Here is a 17413-nt window from a genome sequence, read left to right as displayed (position 1 = left end):
TACTTTGTCGAAATGATGAGATTCTGGAGTTGTCTTGGTGCATTGCTGGCACTTTTTAGCCATATTTCGCGGGCCCAGTCCCGCCCCAGCCTCCTGCCCCTACCGGCCGAGATACACTGGGGCCAGGGCCGCCTGAACCTGAGAACACCGCTAAAATTGCAGCTCAATACCTCGCCCGACCCGGCGGTAGCGGCGGCGGCCCGCCGCATGCTGGCCCGGCTGCAAGGCCCGGCCGAACCAGCCAAAGGGCCGGTGCTGCAAATCCGCTACGGCCGCACGGGCCTGCCCGAGAAGCTTGATGAAGAGCGGTATAGCCTGCGCGTGACCCCGGTGGGCGTAAGCATCGACGCCCCCACCAGCCTGGGTGTGCTGCGGGCACTGGCCACGCTGGAGCAGCTGCCCATTACCGAGAAAAAGCAGCGCTACCTGCCCGAAGTAGATATTCAGGACCAGCCACGCTTTGCCTGGCGCGGCCTGCTGATTGACGCGGCGCGGCACTTCATGCCGGTGGCCGTCATCAAGCGCAACCTCGACGGCATGGCCGCCGTTAAGCTAAACGTGCTGCACTGGCATCTCACGGACGACCAGGGCTTTCGCATCGAGAGCAAAGTTTTTCCGCGCCTGCAGACCGTGGGGAGTACCGACGGGCTGTACTACACCCAAGCCGAGGTGCGCGAGGTGGTGGCCTACGCGGCAGCGCGGGGCATCCGGGTGGTGCCGGAGCTCGACATGCCCAGCCACACCACCAGCTGGATTGTGGCCTACCCGCGCCTGGCCTCCAACGACTCGGTTTATGCCCCTTACCAGAAGTGGCGCACCACCAACGTGGCCATCGACCCCACCCGCGAAACCACCTATACCTTCCTCGATTCGCTGCTGACCGAGATGACGGGCCTCTTTCCGGACCCCTACTTCCACGCCGGCGGCGACGAGAACGATGGCCGCAACTGGCGGCGTACCCCGCACATCGTGGCGTACATGAAGGCGAACAAAATGGTGAAGGACGACGGCAAAACCGTGGACAAGCATCAGCTGCAAACCTATTTCAACCGCCGGGTGCTGGCCCTGCTGCAACAGCGCGGCAAAACCATGATTGGCTGGGATGAAATCCTGGGGCCCGACTTGCCCAAAGAAGTCGTCATCCAGAGCTGGCGCGGCAAAAAAGGCCTGAGCGATGCCGCCAAGCTGGGCCATCCGGTGCTGCTTTCAAACGGCTATTATCTCGACCTGAACTACAGCGCGGCCAGCTCCTACCTCACCGACCCGCTGCCGGCCGACACGCCCCTCACGCCCGCCGAGCAGAGGCTGGTGCTGGGCGGCGAGGCCGCCATGTGGGCCGAATTCGCCGACTCGACGGTGCTCGACTCGCGCATCTGGCCCCGGGCGGCAGCCGTGGCCGAGCGGCTGTGGTCGGCCCAGGCGGCCACCCAGGACGTAGCCGATATGTACCGCCGGCTCAATCTGCTTTCGCCTCAGCTTGAAACGCTGGGCCTGCGCCACCGCCGCGCGCCCGAGCTGCTGCTCAGGCAAATGGCCGGCACTACCAGCATGTTACCGTTGCGCACCCTGGCCGAGGTAATTGAGCCGGTGAAGGAATACAAGCGCCATTTTCAGGGCTATGACTACACCACCGCCAGCGTTCTGAACCGCCTGGCAGATGCCGCCCCGGCCGAGTCGGAAGTAGCCCGCCAGTTTGCCGTGCTGGTAGATAGCGTGGTGGCTTTCAAGCCCACTTCCCCCAACTGGCTACCTGCCTCGCTGCGCCAGTTGGCTCGATTACAGACCCAGGCCGTGCGCTGGCAGGCCAACGACATCCTGCTCCAACCCCTGCTGGCCACCAATCCCAGCCTGACCGAATACGGCCCGCTCTCCACCCACCTCGCCGCCGTGGCGACGGTGGTGCTGGAGCGCCTCACGCAGCTACAAACCGGCCAGTCATCCTCGCTGGCCTGGCTGGCCGCCACCCGCGCCACCCTTGATGCCGCGCAGGCCCCCGCCGGCCAGGCCGAGTTGGCCGTGGTGAAGGCGGCCCGCAAGCTGGCGGGACTGTAGAGGCGCGCGCACGGCCGCCAGCTTATTCTTTCACTCACTCTTCGTTTCTCGGCCTTTATGACAACGTTTCGCATCCGGCCCGGCAGTTTCCGGGAGCTGCGCAGCAAGCTTCTTGTTCGCAGTGGCCTGGATGCCCGCCCAAGTGGAGCACCCCGACGAGCTAGCGCAAGCACTGCGCCGCTTTGGGCCGGTACTGGCTCTGCCCGCGCCTACCTGGTACAAGACCTACGCCTCACTGCTGGGTCTGCCGACGCTGCCCTTGATGTGTTTTCTCTACACCAGCCCCAGCAAAATAGTCACGGCTGGCACCGGGTTGGTGCTGATAGGTGGACTGGGCTACGCGCAATGGGTTATCCGGCGGAGCCAAGATATTGACCGCCTCACCAAGCGCTATAGCTTGGCAGGGTGGCTGGTAATACTTTCGCTGCTGGCCACCTTGGTTTTCAAACTCAGCATGTAGCGGGCCGGGCGGTTACTTTGCGGGCTCATTCCTGCCTGCTCCTTGAACCGTTCCCGGCTGTACCTGTCATTACTGCGCGTGGGCCTGCTGCTGGCCCTGGCCCCTTTTCTACTACTCACCTCCTTCAACCAGCCGTTTTTCGACGACTTCCGCAACGCCTATTGGATGCGGGAGCACGGCACTTGGGACGTGCAGCTGTGGCTGTTTCAAACCTGGACCGGCCGCTTCACCACCACCTTCATCATGACGGTGCTCAACCCCGTGGCCTACGACTGGCTGGCTGGGGTGAAATTGATGGCGGCCGCCGCATTTGTTGCGCAGTGGGCCAGTCTGGCGCATTTGCTGCGAGTGCTGGGGCACACGGCTTTGCGCCGCGCCTGCTCCTGGAGCCAAGCCCTGTGGGCGGCGGGGTTGCTGCTGGCGCTATTCTGCAATGCCGCGCCCTCGCCGTTTTCGTTCCTGTACTGGTTCAGCGGCATCGTGGCCTATCAGCTGCCGCTGATGGGGCTATTGAATTTCACGGCCCTGGCCCTGCGGGCTGGCTGGGGGCCTACCCCGACGCAGTGGCGCAACGCGGGACTGGCCTGCCTTCCCTTAGTGCTGGCCCTCACCGGCAACGAGCTGACGCTGGTGCAGGCTGTGCCCGTACTCGGGCTGCTGGGCTTCGCGCTGCCCAAAGATGCCCGCCCCAAATTGCTGCTGTGGCTGGCCATCGGATTAGCGGCTGTCGCGCTGGCGGCGGCGGCTCCCGGCAACTGGGCCCGCGTAGCCGCCATGGCCCCGCCCTCCGACCCTTACCACGCCTACCGCTGGCTGGTACTCGCCCCCCGCGCTTTGTATTCGATGGTGCTATTTTTAAGCAAGCCGCTGATTGCGCTGAGCGTGCTGGCGGCCGGAGTAGCGGGGCTTCTAATTGGGCGGCAACAATTAGACTTGTTGCGAGCTATTAATCAAAGATTTAAGCTGAAATTCCACAAGCCCGCACACACTCCCAGCACGTCATTGTACAGGTTCAAATTATGCAAACGTAATCGGTCTTCCAAAATTCGATAACGTTTCAATCCGCCAATGCTATGCTCTACGGTAATTCGTTCACTTGCTTGTTTTGTATTTATTTCTCGTTGTTCATCGGTGAGTTCTTTCCCTTTCGGCTTTTTGATAGGAATAAAAACTTTCCGGCAAACGTAGTCTTTCGCGAAGCCCAAAAACCCCAGGTCCAACCGCACCTTGAACTTTTTAAACCACTCTTTATCAACTGGTAAAATGCTTTTTAGCACACTGTAGTCGTGGTGTCTTCCGCCGTAACAACGGCTGATAAAACCAATCCAGCGAATGGTCGTTGAAATAACTATCTCTTTTACGGCGTGTATTTTTTTTTACCGCTATAGTAGTCTTTTTGCATCTCTTTATTTCCTGGTCGTTGCTTGCGTTGCTCTGTTCCATCGACCAATAACGTCTCGTGTTCCTGAAAATAGGCTTCAAATTCGGCCACTGTCGCAAATTCCCGCTTTGGCGCATGCCCGGTTTGCTCCAGCGCTTCTTGGAGCACCGTAATGCCTAATTCCTGGTTGCGTTTCGCGTTGGAACCGTCCATCCCACTGACCAATCCCAACAAATCATACGTCAAGTTTGCTTTGAAGCTGAATAGGGTGAAAAGCAGTAATTCTTCTTCTGTTTTAAGGGCTACTTCATACGGCGCAAAAGCCCCACGTTCAATCATATCTGTTCCATTTAACCGAAAATACGCCTGCTTAAAATGCGCCAAAAGCTGCGCAAAACGCTCCGCCGTGAGTCCCGTGGCAGCACGCCATTTACGCGAAGTAGTGAGGTTTTTTACGGAAAAGTTCATGTTCTAAATTTAAGTACAGTTTGTCGAAAATTCCGCACTTCACTCACTTCGCAACAAGTCTATTAATTAAAGACCAAGCCGCTAGTGGTCTTTCGCATCGGCAATGGTGGGCGGTGGCATTGGCGTTTGGGCTGCTGAATTTCATTGGTTTCCTGCTCTTCCGGCACTTAGTAGTAGGTACGCCATTGCCCCGCGCGCAGAACGAGATTCTGCTTGTGCTCCTGCTTTCCACGGCCGGGCTGGGGTGGCTGGTGGGGCAGCCGCCGCTGCGCTCCGGTGGCGGGGGCAAGGCGCGGCAATGGCAGTTTCGGCTGTTGCTTGTACTGCTGTTCATGAGTGCGTTCGGGGCGGGCCATGTGCCCGAAGCCTGGCGGGAGCTGGTCACCAGCGCTGCCCCGTTCGATGCCCAGATGCAGGCCCGTTTTGCCGCGTTGCGGGCGGCGCACAGCATCGGTACGGTTCAGGTTACGCTGCCTCCATTACGCCTGCGCTACGGCCGGGTACTGGCGCCACTGCATCAATTCAGCTCGGATATTGAGTTTGATATCGACCTCACGCCGGGCTGCGCGGGCACGATTAACGGCGTGATGGAGCGCTACTTCGAGGTACCCGACGTGTGCTGCGACGCGGCCGCCCCGCCTCTGCCCGCCACTCAATCACCCTGATGCAATAGCGCAGATTAGCCCCGCAGCGGCTAACTTGCTTATTATGCAAGCTGACATTACCCGGGCCCTGGCCAACCTCGACTTCACGGCCATCGACTTCGAAACCGCCAACGAGCGCCGCGACAGCGCCTGCGCCGTGGGCGTGGTGCGGGTGCGCGGCGGCCAGATTGTGGAAACCTACGCCACCCTGCTGCGCCCCCGCGTGCTGCGCATGGACTGGCGCAACCAGCAGGTGCACGGCATTTCGGAAGCCGAGCTGCACCACGCCCCCAGCCTGGCCGACGTGTGGCCCCAGCTCCTGCCCTACCTGCACCAGCAGCCCGTAGCGGCCCACAACTCGGCCTTCGACGTGAGCGTGCTCGAATACAGCTGCCGCGATTTCGGCCTGCCCATTCCCGCCTTCCACGCCCTATGCTCGGTGAAGCTGGCCAAACTGTGCTGGCCCCATTTCGAGCGCCACAAGCTCGACCATGTAGCCGGGCAGTTTGGCATCGCCCTCAACCACCACGATGCGCTGAGTGACGCCCGCGCCTGCGCCGAAATCACGGTGCGCGCCTTCCGCTCGGGCACGGCCTTGCCGCTATGCTTCAAGCAGCGCGAGCTCACAGCCGGGCTGGCGGCCCGGGCGGCCAAACAGGCAGCGAAAGCAGGGATTGAAGGACGTTGGTAAACCAGAAATAACGGGACAGCGTTATGCACTGGAGTTGTTTAGAAAGTCACAAAAGGTACTCAAACGGTCATGCAGCGCGCAGCGCAGCATCTTGCTCGCATCGTTGAACGGGCCTGACGATGCGAGCAAGATGCTGCGCTGCGCGCTGCATGACCGTTCGGGGACTTTCTAAACAGCTTCAATGGTTGTGGTTGGCGAACTCAAAGCCTTTGCGCTAAAAGCTGATTGGGGCTACCAGAAAGTCAATTTCATGCAAAGCCTGTTTGCTTACCATCCGCTATTGGAAATATCGCGCATTTTCACAACCGCTTACGCCCGCATCGATGCCTATAGCCAGGGCAAGCTGGAGTTGGAACCGCTGCCCGCCGGCATATCGGCCCGCAACATGGGCAAAAATGACCTTTGGATTGCCGCCACGGCCCTTTATTTTGGCGTGGAACTACACACTACGGATAAGGATTTTGACCACCTCGGCCCGCTGGGCCTGAAGGTAGTGCGCGGCTAACCGCTGTTAAAACAGCACCGCCACCTGCATGCGGCCAGTGTGCACGGTGTTGAGGTTGCTGGCTTTGCGGCCGTCGTAAGCCAGCGTGATATTGAGGCCGTTGCTAAGGCGCTGCTCCACGTTCAGGTTCCAGGTGAAGTTACTGCCGGGGCGCAGGGCGTTAAGGATTTCAATGGCCACCACGGAGTTAAGGGCGGCGGGGTCCACGTCGAACTGCACGCGGGTGAAGTGAGTGGCGGCCGAAATGGTACGCTTGCTTACCTGGCTCAGGCGGGCTTCCAGGCCCAAATCATCGAAGAAGCCGGGGTGGGTTTCGGCTGGAGTAGGCGTGGGCAGCGTGGCCAGGGGCGCATCGAGCGTGTTTTGCTTGAAGGTGTGGGCGTAGGTGCCCGTCAGGCGTAGGGAAGGCGTGGGCTGGTAACTGATTTCGGGCTGAATGGCGTAAATCAGCAGGCGGTAGTTACGGGCCAGCAGGTAGCTACTGGTCGCTTCGCGGATGTCGCGCGAGCCCGTGAGGCGGCCCGTGAAGGAGGTAGCCAGCGTGCGGCGCAGCAGCACGCTCTGCGTGGTGAGGTTGCGCAAATCGGAACCCTGGGCGAGCAAGGTTTTCTGCTGGGTCTGCTGCACCGTGAATTCCGCCCCGAAAATGGGATTCGACCGGTTGAAATACAGCGTGTTGCGAAACAGCTGGTTGAAAGCCAGCAGCTGACTATCCTCCTTATCAAAGCTGAACGGGCTGAGGCGCTTGAGCACTGCGGGGTCGGTGGTGCGGCGGTCTACCGTGATGCTGGTGAGCGTGGCGAAGCGCGCCGCCACCGCTCGCCAGCCGCCGGCTTCGCGCCAGCCGCGCGGGGCGCTGGTGGTGAGGCGGTAGGCCAGCCGGTTGGTGAAGGCGGTAATGTAGTCGGTGGTGGGCAAATACACTTTGATGTAAGTGCGGTACTGCGCATCCGGCGTTTGGGCCTCAAAAAACTCGTCCTTGTCCTCGCGTTTATTGCCGTTGAGGTCGCCGGCGTAGTAGTGCGTGCCCTGCCCCGCCGGCACCGCCAAAAACGAATAGTCGCGCTTGAGCTCGCGGCCGGTGGCCACGCTGTAGTTCAGCTCGGAGCGAATCTGGTTTTGCAGCAGGCCGGCGTTGTAGAACACCTGCCCCAGCACTGTACGGTTGCGCGCCAAGCCCAGGGAGTCGAGGTCGCGGAAAGTGCCCAACACCCGGATATCCTGGGTTTTACCCAGGCGCGAGGCCAGCGTACCCTGCCAGGTTTGGGCAGTGCCACGCCGTTGCAGGGCGTTTTGCTCGCGGTTGGGGGTCAGGTCGCGGCGGTAGGCGTAGTCGAGCCGAAACTGGGTGCGGGCCGAGTCACGGCTCTGGATAAACACGTCGTGCTCATCGAAATAGTTGGCCGAGCGAATGGTATCAGTAGTCGCGGAGCTAACGCGGTTTTTATCGAACCGGTAGGTGTAGCCGGGCACAATGCGGCCGCCCACGAAGCGCCCCGTGGCCTCGCCCCGCGCCCAGCTGGAGTGGAAGCGCCCGGCATCGGAATTCAGCAGAAACAGCGAGCCGCGCATCTCCAGGTTGCCCACCTTCTGGGCCGCGTCCAGCCAGTGCTGGAGCCCGTTTACCTCGCCCGGCCGGAAACGGCGGCTCAGGCGGTAGTTGACGCCATTGTTCGCGTCTTTATTAGCCCCCACACTGAAATTGAAGATATTATCTTCCTTCGCTACCGGCGTGGTGCCAGTGGCCGCCGTGGTGCTCACGTTGCTCCAGTTGCGGTCGAATTCAATATCGCGGTAGCGGTCAATCGGCGCGAAACGCTTGCCCGTGTACTCATAATCGAGGGTTGAGCGCAGGCGGTAATCCTTCAAAACGCCCGTGGCCAGGGCGGCGGGCAGGCGGCGGTCCTGCACCACGTAGCCGACGTGCATGGCCCCGTCCTGGTCGCTGGCCGGCGAAAAGCGGTTGCGGTCGAGGCGCGAGCGGGCCACGTCCGCAAACACCGTCGTGCTGCTGTCCAGCTGGTAGCTGAGGCCGGCCGTCACCATCTGCTTCAGCAGCGGCGTGGGGATGAGGCGCACCGGGCGGTAGCGGCCCAGGCCCGGCCCCAAGTATTCGTACACGGTGCCGTTGGTGGTGAGGAAGCGCGGGTTGGTGCTGCGCACGTAGTCGCCGTTGCCCTGGCCCACGTCGGTGAAGCGCACGGTATAGGAGCCGCGCAGCGAGTCAATCGGCGTATCGGCCCCCACGTAGGTGAACACCGGCACGCGCTGGCTGCCCACCAGCCGTAACTCGCGGTGGTACTGCACAATGCGGCGGTCGTAGGCCATCGAGTCGCCGCCGGTGGCGGTGGCCACGGCCACGTTGCCGGCCCGGCGCAGGGCGGCGCGCAGGGTGTCGTTCAGGTTGAGGTTGGGGGCGTTGTCGGGGTTGTCGGCTTCCTGGTAAAGGTTGGCGTGCACGCTCAGGCGGCCCAGCTGCTGGTAGTGGCTGGCGGCCACCAGCGAGCGGGAATAGTTGAGGTCGGAATACTCGAAATCAATCTTAATCCGCGAGTTGCGGGTGATGAGGTGGCGCGGCGTGAACGTGACTTCGGCCAGGTTGTAATCAATGGTATAATCGGCATCGAAGCCCCGGCTTTGCAGGCGGCCATCGAGGTACACCTTCTCCGAATTGGCCAGCACGATGATGAACTGCTCCCCGTTAGGCCCGTTGAGACGGTACGGCCCCTGCACGTTTTCAATGGGGGCCACATCTATACTGGCAAATTTGCCCTTGGCCGTCCCGCCCGCTATCGAGGTCGACGAGCGCCATGCCAATCCCTTGCGCACCCCGGCGCTACGCACGGTGGTGCCGGTCAGGCCAGCCTGGTTGCCCACTCCCGGCAGCCGGTTGGGGTCGGTGAGCTGGGGCTGGCTGATGGCCGGCGGGTTGAGCGTGGCCGGCGACGGACCAGCCACGCCGCTGCCCGGCACCTGCCCGGCCACCCCGTTCAAAAATACCGCGTTGGCCACGCCCTGCGTCGCTCCGAAGCCGCTCAGCCCCACAATGGGTGGGCCGAAATTAGCCTCCACGGCCGCGCCCTGGATGTTTTTGTAGTAGCGCAGGAAGTAGTCGGGCTTATTGCGCAGTACCACGTCGCCGGCCGTCAGGTTCCAGTTGGGGTTGGTGAGGGTGATGTAGATTTTATCGAATTGCTGGAGCTGCTGGGTGTTGCCCTCGGGCTGGAAGGGCACATTCTGGTCCGAAATAGCGGCCGTGAGGTGGATATTCTCCGCCAGCTGGCCTTCCAGCTGCAGGTTCAGGGCCGAGTTCACAAACACGTTCTGGGTATTGCCAAAGCTCAGGCCCCGCGACAGATTGCCGGTTTTGCTCACGCCCGGCGTGTTCAGAATCTGCTCTTTCACCGAAAAATCCTCGAACCGCGAAACGACCTGCCGGAATCCCAGGCTGTCCATCAGGCTGCGGGGCCGCCGGAAGCGGGCCGCCGTGAGCCGCAGCGGCAGTACCCGGTAGCACACCAAAATGGAATCGGCCAGGCCGGTGCCGCTGCTGTCTCGCAGAGCGGGCCGCACCCAACGGTAGCGGTCGGTGCGTCCATCGTAGTCGGCCCCGCGCCCACTGATGAGTACCGACGAGGGCACCACCGTCAGCGAATCCAAGAGCGCGAAACTGGTGGTGTCGCGGCCCGGCGCGAGGCGCACCCAGCGGCAGCGCCGGGTGCTGGGCGGCGGAGCCTCGCCCTTTGAAACAGGCCGAATCTGGGCCTGCGCCTGCCAATCAACAAAAAAAAGCGCCGCAACGAGCAGGCCCACCAGGGGGAAGCACAGGCGTAAGCGACGAATCATGCGGTAAAGGTCGGGTTTGGCGGGTAACGACACGAACCGGGGGTTTCGTGCCGTGACAGGGGCATTCGGACTGTTTTATCCCGCCAGCGGCAGCTCGATAAAAAAGTCCGTGCCCTCCCCCACTTTGGTTTCGAACCAGATTTTACCCCCGGCGCTCTCAATGCCGCGCCGAGCCACCGCCAGCCCAATGCCCGAGCCGCTGGCCTTGGTAGTAAAATTGGGCACGAAGATTTTCTCGCGCACCTCCTCGGGAATGCCCGCGCCGTTGTCGCGGATGGCCACGCGCACGCTACCCGCGCCAGCCGCTTCCAACGACACGTCAATGTACGGGGCGCGACCTTCGGGCACAGCCTGGCGGGCGTTTATCAGCAGGTTGTTGAAGGTGCGGACCAGCAGGTTTTCATCGGCAAACACCACGTAGCGGCCGGTTTCGGCATCTGGCGGCAGGTGCAGGGCCAGGGTACCATCGTCGGTATCGGGCTGGTGCAGGCCGGCGCAACGGCGCAGCACGGCGGCGATATCCAGCCGCTCGGGGCGCATGGTGGGCAGGTTGGTGAAGGTGCTGAAGCTGGTGGCAATGTCGCTCAGTACGTCAATCTGGGTGATGAGCGTCTGGCTGATTCGGCCAATCAACTCCTCGGCATTGGGGCGGCGCTCGGCAATGGCTTTCTGCAAAAACTGCAGACTCAGCTTCATGGGCGTGAGTGGATTTTTGATTTCGTGCGCCACCTGCCGGGCCATCTCGCGCCAGGCCGCCTCCTTTTCCTGGGCGGCCAGCTCGCGCTTACTGGCCTCCAGCTTGGTGAGCATGGTATTGTACTCGCGCACCAGCAGGCCAATCTCGTCGTCGGAGCTGTGGTAGTCCAGCAGCTCGTTTTCGCCAGTGAGCGTGGTTTTAGTGAGCTTTTCGGTGATGAGCTTGAGGGGAGCCGTGAGCTGCCGCGCCGCCACAAACGCCAGCCCCAAAAACAGCAGAAACATCAGCGTGAAGATGTTGAGAATCGTGGTAAACAGCTCTGTAAGCTTGGTATTCAACGCTTTCTCCGAGTCGAAGAACGGGATGCCCACGTAGCCCAGAATCGGGCCGGTGGGCAAGGCCGTTTCGTCGAACGACGACCCGTCGTCATCGTCAAATACCGAATGCACCGCGTAAACCGGCCCTTTCTTCGCAGGGCCATCGGCACTGCCGTGCCCCAATGCGTGCCCGGCCAAGTCGGTCACCACGGCCTCGCCTGCCCCGGCCCGCACCGGCAGGTACAGCGAATTGAACGATAACGACCCGGCCCGCTCCGTGAGCAGGACGCGGGGCCGGTTGCGCTCACCCAATGCCACCATGGCCTGCGGGTTCACCAGCGGCCCCAGCAGCCCGGCATCGAAAATGAGGGGCTGGCTGCTGGCCAGCAGCTCGCCGTGGGCATCATAAAGGTTGAGGTCGGTTTCGGTGAGGGCGGCCACGTTTTTGACCAGCACGGCCAGCGTGGGGCGGGCCGTGCTGTCGGAAAGCAGGTGGCGCTGCCGGCGCAGGCTTTCCAGGGCCAGCTGGCCGCGCCGCTCATACGTGCGGGCCAGGTCGAGCTTATACGAGTCAATAAGCTGGCTGGCCGTGGCCACGCTCACCACCAGCAGCGGCACCACAATGCCCACGTTCAGCAGCAGCTGAATGCGCGTGCTGAAATTGAGCCGGGGCAGTGCCCGGCCGCGTACCAGCAGGGCCACGCCGCCCAGCAGCAGCCAGAAAAACGTCGATAGCAAGAACTGAAACGAAAAATTGGCCAGCCAGTCCCCCAGCGAATACGTGGCCGTGGTCACCACCACGGTCCGGTCCAGCGAGCCCCGCACAGCAAACTGATGGAAGCCCTTGCGCGTGAGGCCCGTGGTGTAAAGGCGCGGCTCGGTCAGCAGAGCCGTGGGTAGGCGGTTGGCGTAGTCAAAATCGCCTTCGCTGTACACCAGCCGGCCGTGGTTGTAGCCGGCGTAGCTCAGCTCGGTGGCCAGGCCGGGCTCAAAGAATTTCTGGTCCACCAGCAGCTCCGGCAGTACGCTGTAGGAAGTGAGCTTCTTGAGCGTCAATTCTACCCGCACGGCGCCCAGCGGTAAGCCAATTCCATTCACCCGCTGCCCCGGCACGGTGATGTGCGCCACATAGCGCCGCGAGCCAAACGGATTATCAGACTGCACCAGAAACACGCCGGCCTGCCCCGTAGGCTTGGCCAGCCGCTCGGTAATTGCGCGGGTTTCGCGTAGGCTGGGAGTTCCCGTTGGGGCGCCTAACGGGTCGCCCGCCGCGTCATACAGCGTGATATTGCTCTCGTATTTGTCAAAATAGTGGCTCAGGTATTGCCGGGCAATGCGTTCGCGCACCACTTCGGGCCGCCCGAAAGCAGCCGTGAGCGCCCGCCGGACAAACGGGTCGTGCGCAATTTTGTGCATCTGCTCACTCAGCAGAAACTCCCCCTGAAAATCGTTATCAACCAACAGATTACCCGCCAGACGCTGCTTATCAACCAACACCTGCTTTTCGAAGCGGGAGTACAGCGCCAGTGCCCCGGTAGCCGCCGTAAGGGCCAGCAGCAGTACCAACAGCACCGACGATTGGTAATTACTGGTAGTGGGCGCGGCCCGTAGGTTTATAGCCCGCACCAGCGCGGCGAACAAGAGTAAAACCCCCACCAGCAGCACCCACGGCTCACCCAGTACCAGCCCCGACCCCAGCACCGGCAGCGTAGCCAGCGCGGGAGCCAGCAGCAGCAGCCGGCGCGGTACATGCTGCAATAACGCGCCTGCCAGCTGCGTCAGGCCGAACAGTCCGGCCAGCCACGCGGCGGTGTGCAACAGCACCGCCAGTGCCAGCACCACCCAGAAACCCGTTATCTGCACGCTTCGGCTCACATCGAGGCTCAGTTGGGAACCGCCAAAAACCGTGTTATAATAGCTAAACAACAGTCCCAGCCAACCACAAAAAGCCGCCCCCACCGCTACTGCGGCCACAACCTGTCGGCTTAGCGCACGCGGGGCCCGCACCCGCTGCGGCACTTGGAAATACCGCCACAATGCCACACCGCCCACGGCTACCAACAAAGCCAGCAGGGAATCGAGTAATAAGTCGCCCAGCGAGGGCGCCCACCACGCGGCCGCACTCACCCAGGGGTCAAACAAGGGCAGTTCGATAAAAGAATATGGCAGTCCCAGGTACAACAGTAGCGCCCGCAGCATCACCAAAGGCATCACCAATGAGGCCACGGCGGTCAGCGGCCGCCCGGCCTGCCACCAGCGCCACGCCAGCAGCAGCCACCCCATGGCATACAGTAGGCTGCCCAACGCCAGCAACGCCAGCGGCACGTACTGCCCGGTGAGCGGATTGGGCTGCAACCGCTTGATAGAAAAAAGGTAGTGGCCATCGGGTGCGTCAAACCGAGCCGAGCCGTGGACCGAGCTATCCGCCACCACTTTCAGTTCCAGCCCGCGAATCAGTGCCTGCTCGCCGCCCTCCCGCAGGTAGCGGTTGGTGATGCCGTAGTGCCGTTCCAGAGGCAGGTAAACGAGAACCAGGTACCGCCCCGCCAGACGGCGCAACTGCAGGAACTGGCCCATCGGCGTTTCCACAAGGCGCTCGGCAGCTGTGCGGGCCGCATCCTCCTGCGGCCGCAACGTTGCATCGGACCAGTAGCGCAGGGCTCCGTTTTCCAATACGCAAGTGGGGTACGTAGTCTGGGAAATAAGCTTTTGGAAGCTATAGTTACCGCGCGACAGCTCGGCCGCCACCGTATCGGCTTCGCGACGGGCCGTGGTTTCGGCATTCCGCACCAGCTGTTGCAGGCGCACCACATCGGTACGCTGCACCATGCCCGGGGCTTGCGCGTAGCGGCTGGCCAGGTAACCACCTACAAAACACAAAACCGCCCCCAGCAGCAGCAGCCAGGGTAGACGCCGTTGTGAGTAAGCTGGTTTCAGGATTGAGCCGGGGGAAGAAAGCGGGTGCAAAAAAGAAGCGATGAAGTCGTTAATCCGGCGCAGTAAAGGCAGCCCACCCAAAGTAAGCACGTTACCGGGTCATGAGGCCTTGCTTTTCGAAGCAGTGCCAGCATTCGAATGAGATGCCTCCCGCAAAGGAGCCCTCATTCGAGTGAACCGCAAAATCCAAGCCTAATAAAAAAGGCTGCCCATGGGCAGCCTTTTTGCAGTCCTCAAAATATTTATTTCTATCGATTTAGATAACGCGGGTCGAAGCTAGCACCGCCAACCCCGTAGAGCATCACGGCCCGCGCATAGCGGAATAGTAGCGGCGTTACGGCCAATACGGCTACGACCACAGTTATCACATAAACCCACAGGGGTGAGTCGTTGGCGAGATAATAGAGCAAAAACCCAATTCCCAGCAGCGCTGCTGTCGAGAAACCCGAGCTTATGTACATCGCACCATAGTAAAATCCCGGCTCCGGCTCATAAGTCTAATGACAGACCGGACAGGCTTCGGGCATTTCCATAAAACTAGTGCTGAACGCCGCATGTGTAAAGAGCTTACCCGTATGGCAGCGCGGACACCGCAGTTCCAACAGCGCCCGGGCTGTAGATGCAACAGCCTTAGTGGGCTGCTGCACTATGCTTTGACCGCCTTGGGGTGCGTGCGACGATACCAGAAATAACCTACCGCTCCCATCAAAATATAGGGAACCGTCATTATATAAAGGATGCCCTTGTTGAGACCGGCCACGTCGTAATCATCACGCTCCTGCCGGGCCGCTTCTACTTGCGACTTACACATCGAGCATTGCGCCTGGGCAGCCAGCGGCGCCAAGCTTAGCATCACACCCAGGAACAGGGTAAAAGCAGCGGCAAAAAAGGTCTTTTTCATAATAAACCAACACGGAGATTAAAGCAAAGTTTCTTATTATCAGACATAATACGGCGAAATCATAAAATACACAATAACGCCCGTGACTGATACGTACAGCCAGACCGGAAAGGTCCAGCGCGCAATGGCTTTGTGCTTGGTGTACTGTCCCGTGAGCGCGAAATAGAGCGTAAACAGCACGAGTCCTACCGTCACCACCGCGAGGCTGATATGGGTAAGAAGCAAGACGAAATAAATAAGACGGGCAGCCCCTACCCCACCAAAGTGCGTGCTTTCTACCTGCGAATGATACGCCACGTACGACAGCAGAAACAGCCCACCCAGGACGAAGGCCGTGCCCATGGCCGCCCGGTGGGCCAGCACGTTCTTCCGGCGGATAAAGTAATACCCAACCAGCAGGGCCACGGCCGTCAGTGAGTTCAGGCCGGCATTCACGGCTGGCAGCATGCGCAAGTACGCATCAGCCCCATCAATCTTGAAAATGCCCTTGAAATAAAACAGTATTGCTACCAGCAGCGGCACCACGATGCCCAGGCCACCAAGGATAATTCTGTAGCGCGTATAGTCCCCGGGGGCCATTACCGGGGGGTGCAGTTGTTCAGTGGGGGTGTTCATAATCGTAGAGCTGCACCGTTACTTCCGTGAGTAAGCGGTCTATTTCGCGTCCGTCGGTGCCATCATAAATGCCACGCACCCGGCGCTGATTGTCAACCAACAACAGCCGGCCGGCGGGGATGTTAGCCGTGTACACGGCCCCAGCCAGTCGCTTGGGGTCGGCGGTGAGGCGAAACTCCTGCTGCGTGAGTTTTTTGAGGGTATCGGCCGCACCGGTCAGGAAAAACCATTTGCCCGCAGTGGCACCGTATTGCTCGGCCAGCTTCGTCAGGGCAATGGTCTGGCTGGGTTCACCATTCAGCACGAAGGTGACCAGGCGCACGCGGGGCTCGTGCCGGAACTTCTCCTGCACCCGCAGCAATTGGCGGGCTACGCGGACGCTGGCTTCATCGGCACCAAAAAACTGGGCGATGTATAAGCCCTGGCCCAACTCCCGGCTGCTCACATCCCGCCCATTAGCAGACGACAATTGAAACGGCGCTATTTGGTGGAAAACAGTATCGCGCTGCCACTCCCCGCCAACCTGCGTGGAATCCACGCGGTCGGGCAGGTAAGTTGGCAGCGCGTAACGGTTGGAGCCGAAGCGGAACAGGAACAGAAAGGCCAGTACTGGCACCAATAGCAGTAGCCCCAGCAAAATGGTTTGGCGGGGCCGCATCCGCTATTTAAACATGCTTTGCAGCACTTCGCCCATGAACGAGCCTTCGGTAACCAGCGCCACCAACAGCCATACCAACAGGGACACCGGCACCAGAATGGTCCAAATCAGTCCTTTGGTTTCGTGCTTCAGGTGCATGAACTCAGCCACAATAAAGAATGCTTTCATGATGGTGAGCACGATGAAAATGCTATTGCGCAGCGTACTCGGGGACATCAGGAATACGAAAACGAATTCGACGGCCGTGATACCAACCAGGATGCCGAATACCCGCCAAATCCAGGCGGTGTTTGGCTTGGCGATTTCACCCGGGGCAAGGGTGTGTTCAGTAGTTGCGTGAGAAGCCATTGGGTAAGTTATGAGTTATGAGTTAAAAGTTATAAGTTAAAAGCGTGGGTTAGCGAGTGGATTTGACCAACTGATAACCCTTAACTTTTAACTCATAACTCTTTTTCAAACGAGGTAGAAGAAGGTGAATACGAACACCCACACCAAGTCTACAAAGTGCCAGTAGAGGCCGATTTTCTCAATCATCTCGTAGTGCCCGCGCTTTTCGAAGGTACCGTTGGTGGTAGCAATAAAGCACCACACCAACAGGCAGACGCCCGAGAATACGTGCGTACCGTGGAAACCGGTGATGAAGAAGAACAAGTCGGCGAATAGCACTGGCCCGTACTGGTTCATTGCCAGATTAGCTCCGTGGAACACGGTACCGTCGGCCATTACCGTGCCTTCGGTGTGGCCGTGGATGAAGTGACCCCACTCCCAAGCCTGACTGGCCAAAAAGGCAGAGCCAAACAGGATGGTCCAGAGCAGCCACTTTTGCACATCGGCTTTATCCATGCGGTGGCCGGCTTCTACGGCCAGCACCATCGTCACGGAGCTCAGAATCAGAATCATGGTCATCAGGGCCACGAAACCGAGCGGAACGTTGGCCTCGCCCATGCCGGGGAAGGCATTGAATACGTGGTCAGGGATGGGCCACCAGCGCGTGCTGAACACAAAATCTTTAGCTTCACCCGTAAAAACCTCGTGCTTATGGCGAATCATGCCATAGGTGGTGAGGAAGGCGGCAAAGGTAAATGCGTCAGAAAGCAGGAAAAACCACATCATCAGCTTACCGTAGCTCGCTTTGAAGGGTTCGTTGCCGCCATCCCAGTTGCCGGTGCGCGGGGCATCGTGAGTAGCGGAAGCCGCGGGATGCGGCAAAGTGGTCGGTTGGGCCATAGCAGACAGCGTAA

Annotated in this window: 15 protein-coding genes; 6 read left to right on the top strand and 9 right to left on the bottom strand. The window is 60.5% G+C overall.

Going from position 1 to position 17413, the window contains the following annotated elements:
• Positions 1-12: 12 nt before the first annotated feature.
• The 3 genes from KQ661_RS09020 (at position 13) to KQ661_RS09010 (ending at position 3565) form a co-directional block, all read left to right on the top strand.
• Positions 13-2052 carry a beta-N-acetylhexosaminidase gene (locus tag KQ661_RS09020; RefSeq protein ID WP_317196083.1) on the top strand — a complete coding sequence of 680 codons (2040 nt, stop codon included), beginning with the start codon at positions 13-15 and terminating at the stop codon, positions 2050-2052.
• A 130-nt stretch (positions 2053-2182) separates the two neighbouring features.
• Positions 2183-2512, top strand: coding sequence for a hypothetical protein (locus KQ661_RS09015; protein ID WP_216686218.1), 330 nt, complete (start codon positions 2183-2185; stop codon positions 2510-2512).
• Positions 2513-2554: 42 nt separating this feature from the next.
• Positions 2555-3565 carry a hypothetical protein gene (locus KQ661_RS09010; protein WP_216686217.1) on the top strand — a complete coding sequence of 337 codons (1011 nt, stop codon included), beginning with the start codon at positions 2555-2557 and terminating at the stop codon, positions 3563-3565.
• Here KQ661_RS09010 and KQ661_RS23040 read toward each other — a convergent pair.
• Positions 3463-3828 (bottom strand): transposase family protein, encoded by a 366-nt coding sequence (locus tag KQ661_RS23040; protein ID WP_317196152.1) that lies wholly within the window; start codon positions 3826-3828, stop codon positions 3463-3465. The two genes, KQ661_RS09010 and KQ661_RS23040, sit on opposite strands and share 103 nt — an antisense overlap.
• Before the next feature lie 41 nt (positions 3829-3869).
• Entirely contained in the window at positions 3870-4361 is a 492-nt protein-coding gene (locus tag KQ661_RS09000) for a transposase family protein (protein WP_216686216.1), read from the bottom strand.
• Positions 4362-4576: 215 nt separating this feature from the next.
• On the opposite strand from KQ661_RS09000, the gene KQ661_RS08995 reads away from it, so the two are divergent.
• The 3 genes from KQ661_RS08995 (at position 4577) to KQ661_RS08985 (ending at position 6201) form a co-directional block, all read left to right on the top strand.
• A complete protein-coding gene (locus tag KQ661_RS08995; protein WP_216686215.1) occupies positions 4577-5026 on the top strand; it encodes a hypothetical protein in 450 nt (149 codons plus the stop codon).
• 43 nt (positions 5027-5069) lie between these two features.
• Complete coding sequence (locus KQ661_RS08990; protein ID WP_216686214.1) at positions 5070-5696, top strand: 3'-5' exonuclease; 627 nt, start codon at positions 5070-5072, stop codon at positions 5694-5696.
• A gap of 250 nt (positions 5697-5946) precedes the next feature.
• Positions 5947-6201 carry a PIN domain-containing protein gene (locus tag KQ661_RS08985; protein ID WP_216686213.1) on the top strand — a complete coding sequence of 85 codons (255 nt, stop codon included), beginning with the start codon at positions 5947-5949 and terminating at the stop codon, positions 6199-6201.
• Positions 6202-6207: 6 nt separating this feature from the next.
• On the opposite strand, the gene KQ661_RS08980 is transcribed toward KQ661_RS08985, so the two are convergent.
• From KQ661_RS08980 to KQ661_RS08950, 7 genes are all read right to left on the bottom strand, one after another.
• Positions 6208-10047, bottom strand: a complete 3840-nt coding sequence (locus KQ661_RS08980; RefSeq protein WP_216686212.1) for a hypothetical protein — start codon at positions 10045-10047, stop codon at positions 6208-6210.
• A gap of 75 nt (positions 10048-10122) precedes the next feature.
• Positions 10123-14028 carry a sensor histidine kinase gene (locus KQ661_RS08975; RefSeq protein ID WP_235726950.1) on the bottom strand — a complete coding sequence of 1302 codons (3906 nt, stop codon included), beginning with the start codon at positions 14026-14028 and terminating at the stop codon, positions 10123-10125.
• A 616-nt stretch (positions 14029-14644) separates the two neighbouring features.
• Complete coding sequence (locus tag KQ661_RS08970) at positions 14645-14899, bottom strand: hypothetical protein (RefSeq protein WP_216680307.1); 255 nt, start codon at positions 14897-14899, stop codon at positions 14645-14647.
• A gap of 39 nt (positions 14900-14938) precedes the next feature.
• Positions 14939-15514, bottom strand: coding sequence for a DUF420 domain-containing protein (locus tag KQ661_RS08965; RefSeq protein WP_216680306.1), 576 nt, complete (start codon positions 15512-15514; stop codon positions 14939-14941).
• Positions 15498-16172 carry a thioredoxin domain-containing protein gene (locus KQ661_RS08960; RefSeq protein ID WP_216680305.1) on the bottom strand — a complete coding sequence of 225 codons (675 nt, stop codon included), beginning with the start codon at positions 16170-16172 and terminating at the stop codon, positions 15498-15500. The genes KQ661_RS08965 and KQ661_RS08960 overlap by 17 nt, the downstream gene beginning before the upstream one ends.
• A 3-nt stretch (positions 16173-16175) precedes the next feature.
• On the bottom strand, positions 16176-16520 hold the full coding sequence (locus tag KQ661_RS08955) for a cytochrome C oxidase subunit IV family protein (protein ID WP_216680304.1): 345 nt from the start codon (positions 16518-16520) through the stop codon (positions 16176-16178).
• Positions 16521-16625: 105 nt separating this feature from the next.
• Entirely contained in the window at positions 16626-17399 is a 774-nt protein-coding gene (locus tag KQ661_RS08950) for a cytochrome c oxidase subunit 3 (protein ID WP_226915778.1), read from the bottom strand.
• Between the last annotated feature and the right edge of the window lie 14 nt (positions 17400-17413).

The sequence above is a fragment of the Hymenobacter siberiensis genome (genome assembly GCF_018967845.1).
Lineage (GTDB): Bacteria > Bacteroidota > Bacteroidia > Cytophagales > Hymenobacteraceae > Hymenobacter > Hymenobacter siberiensis.
The sequence above is the reverse complement of the archived record's forward strand: the minus strand, read 5'-3'. Positions and strand labels throughout refer to the sequence as shown.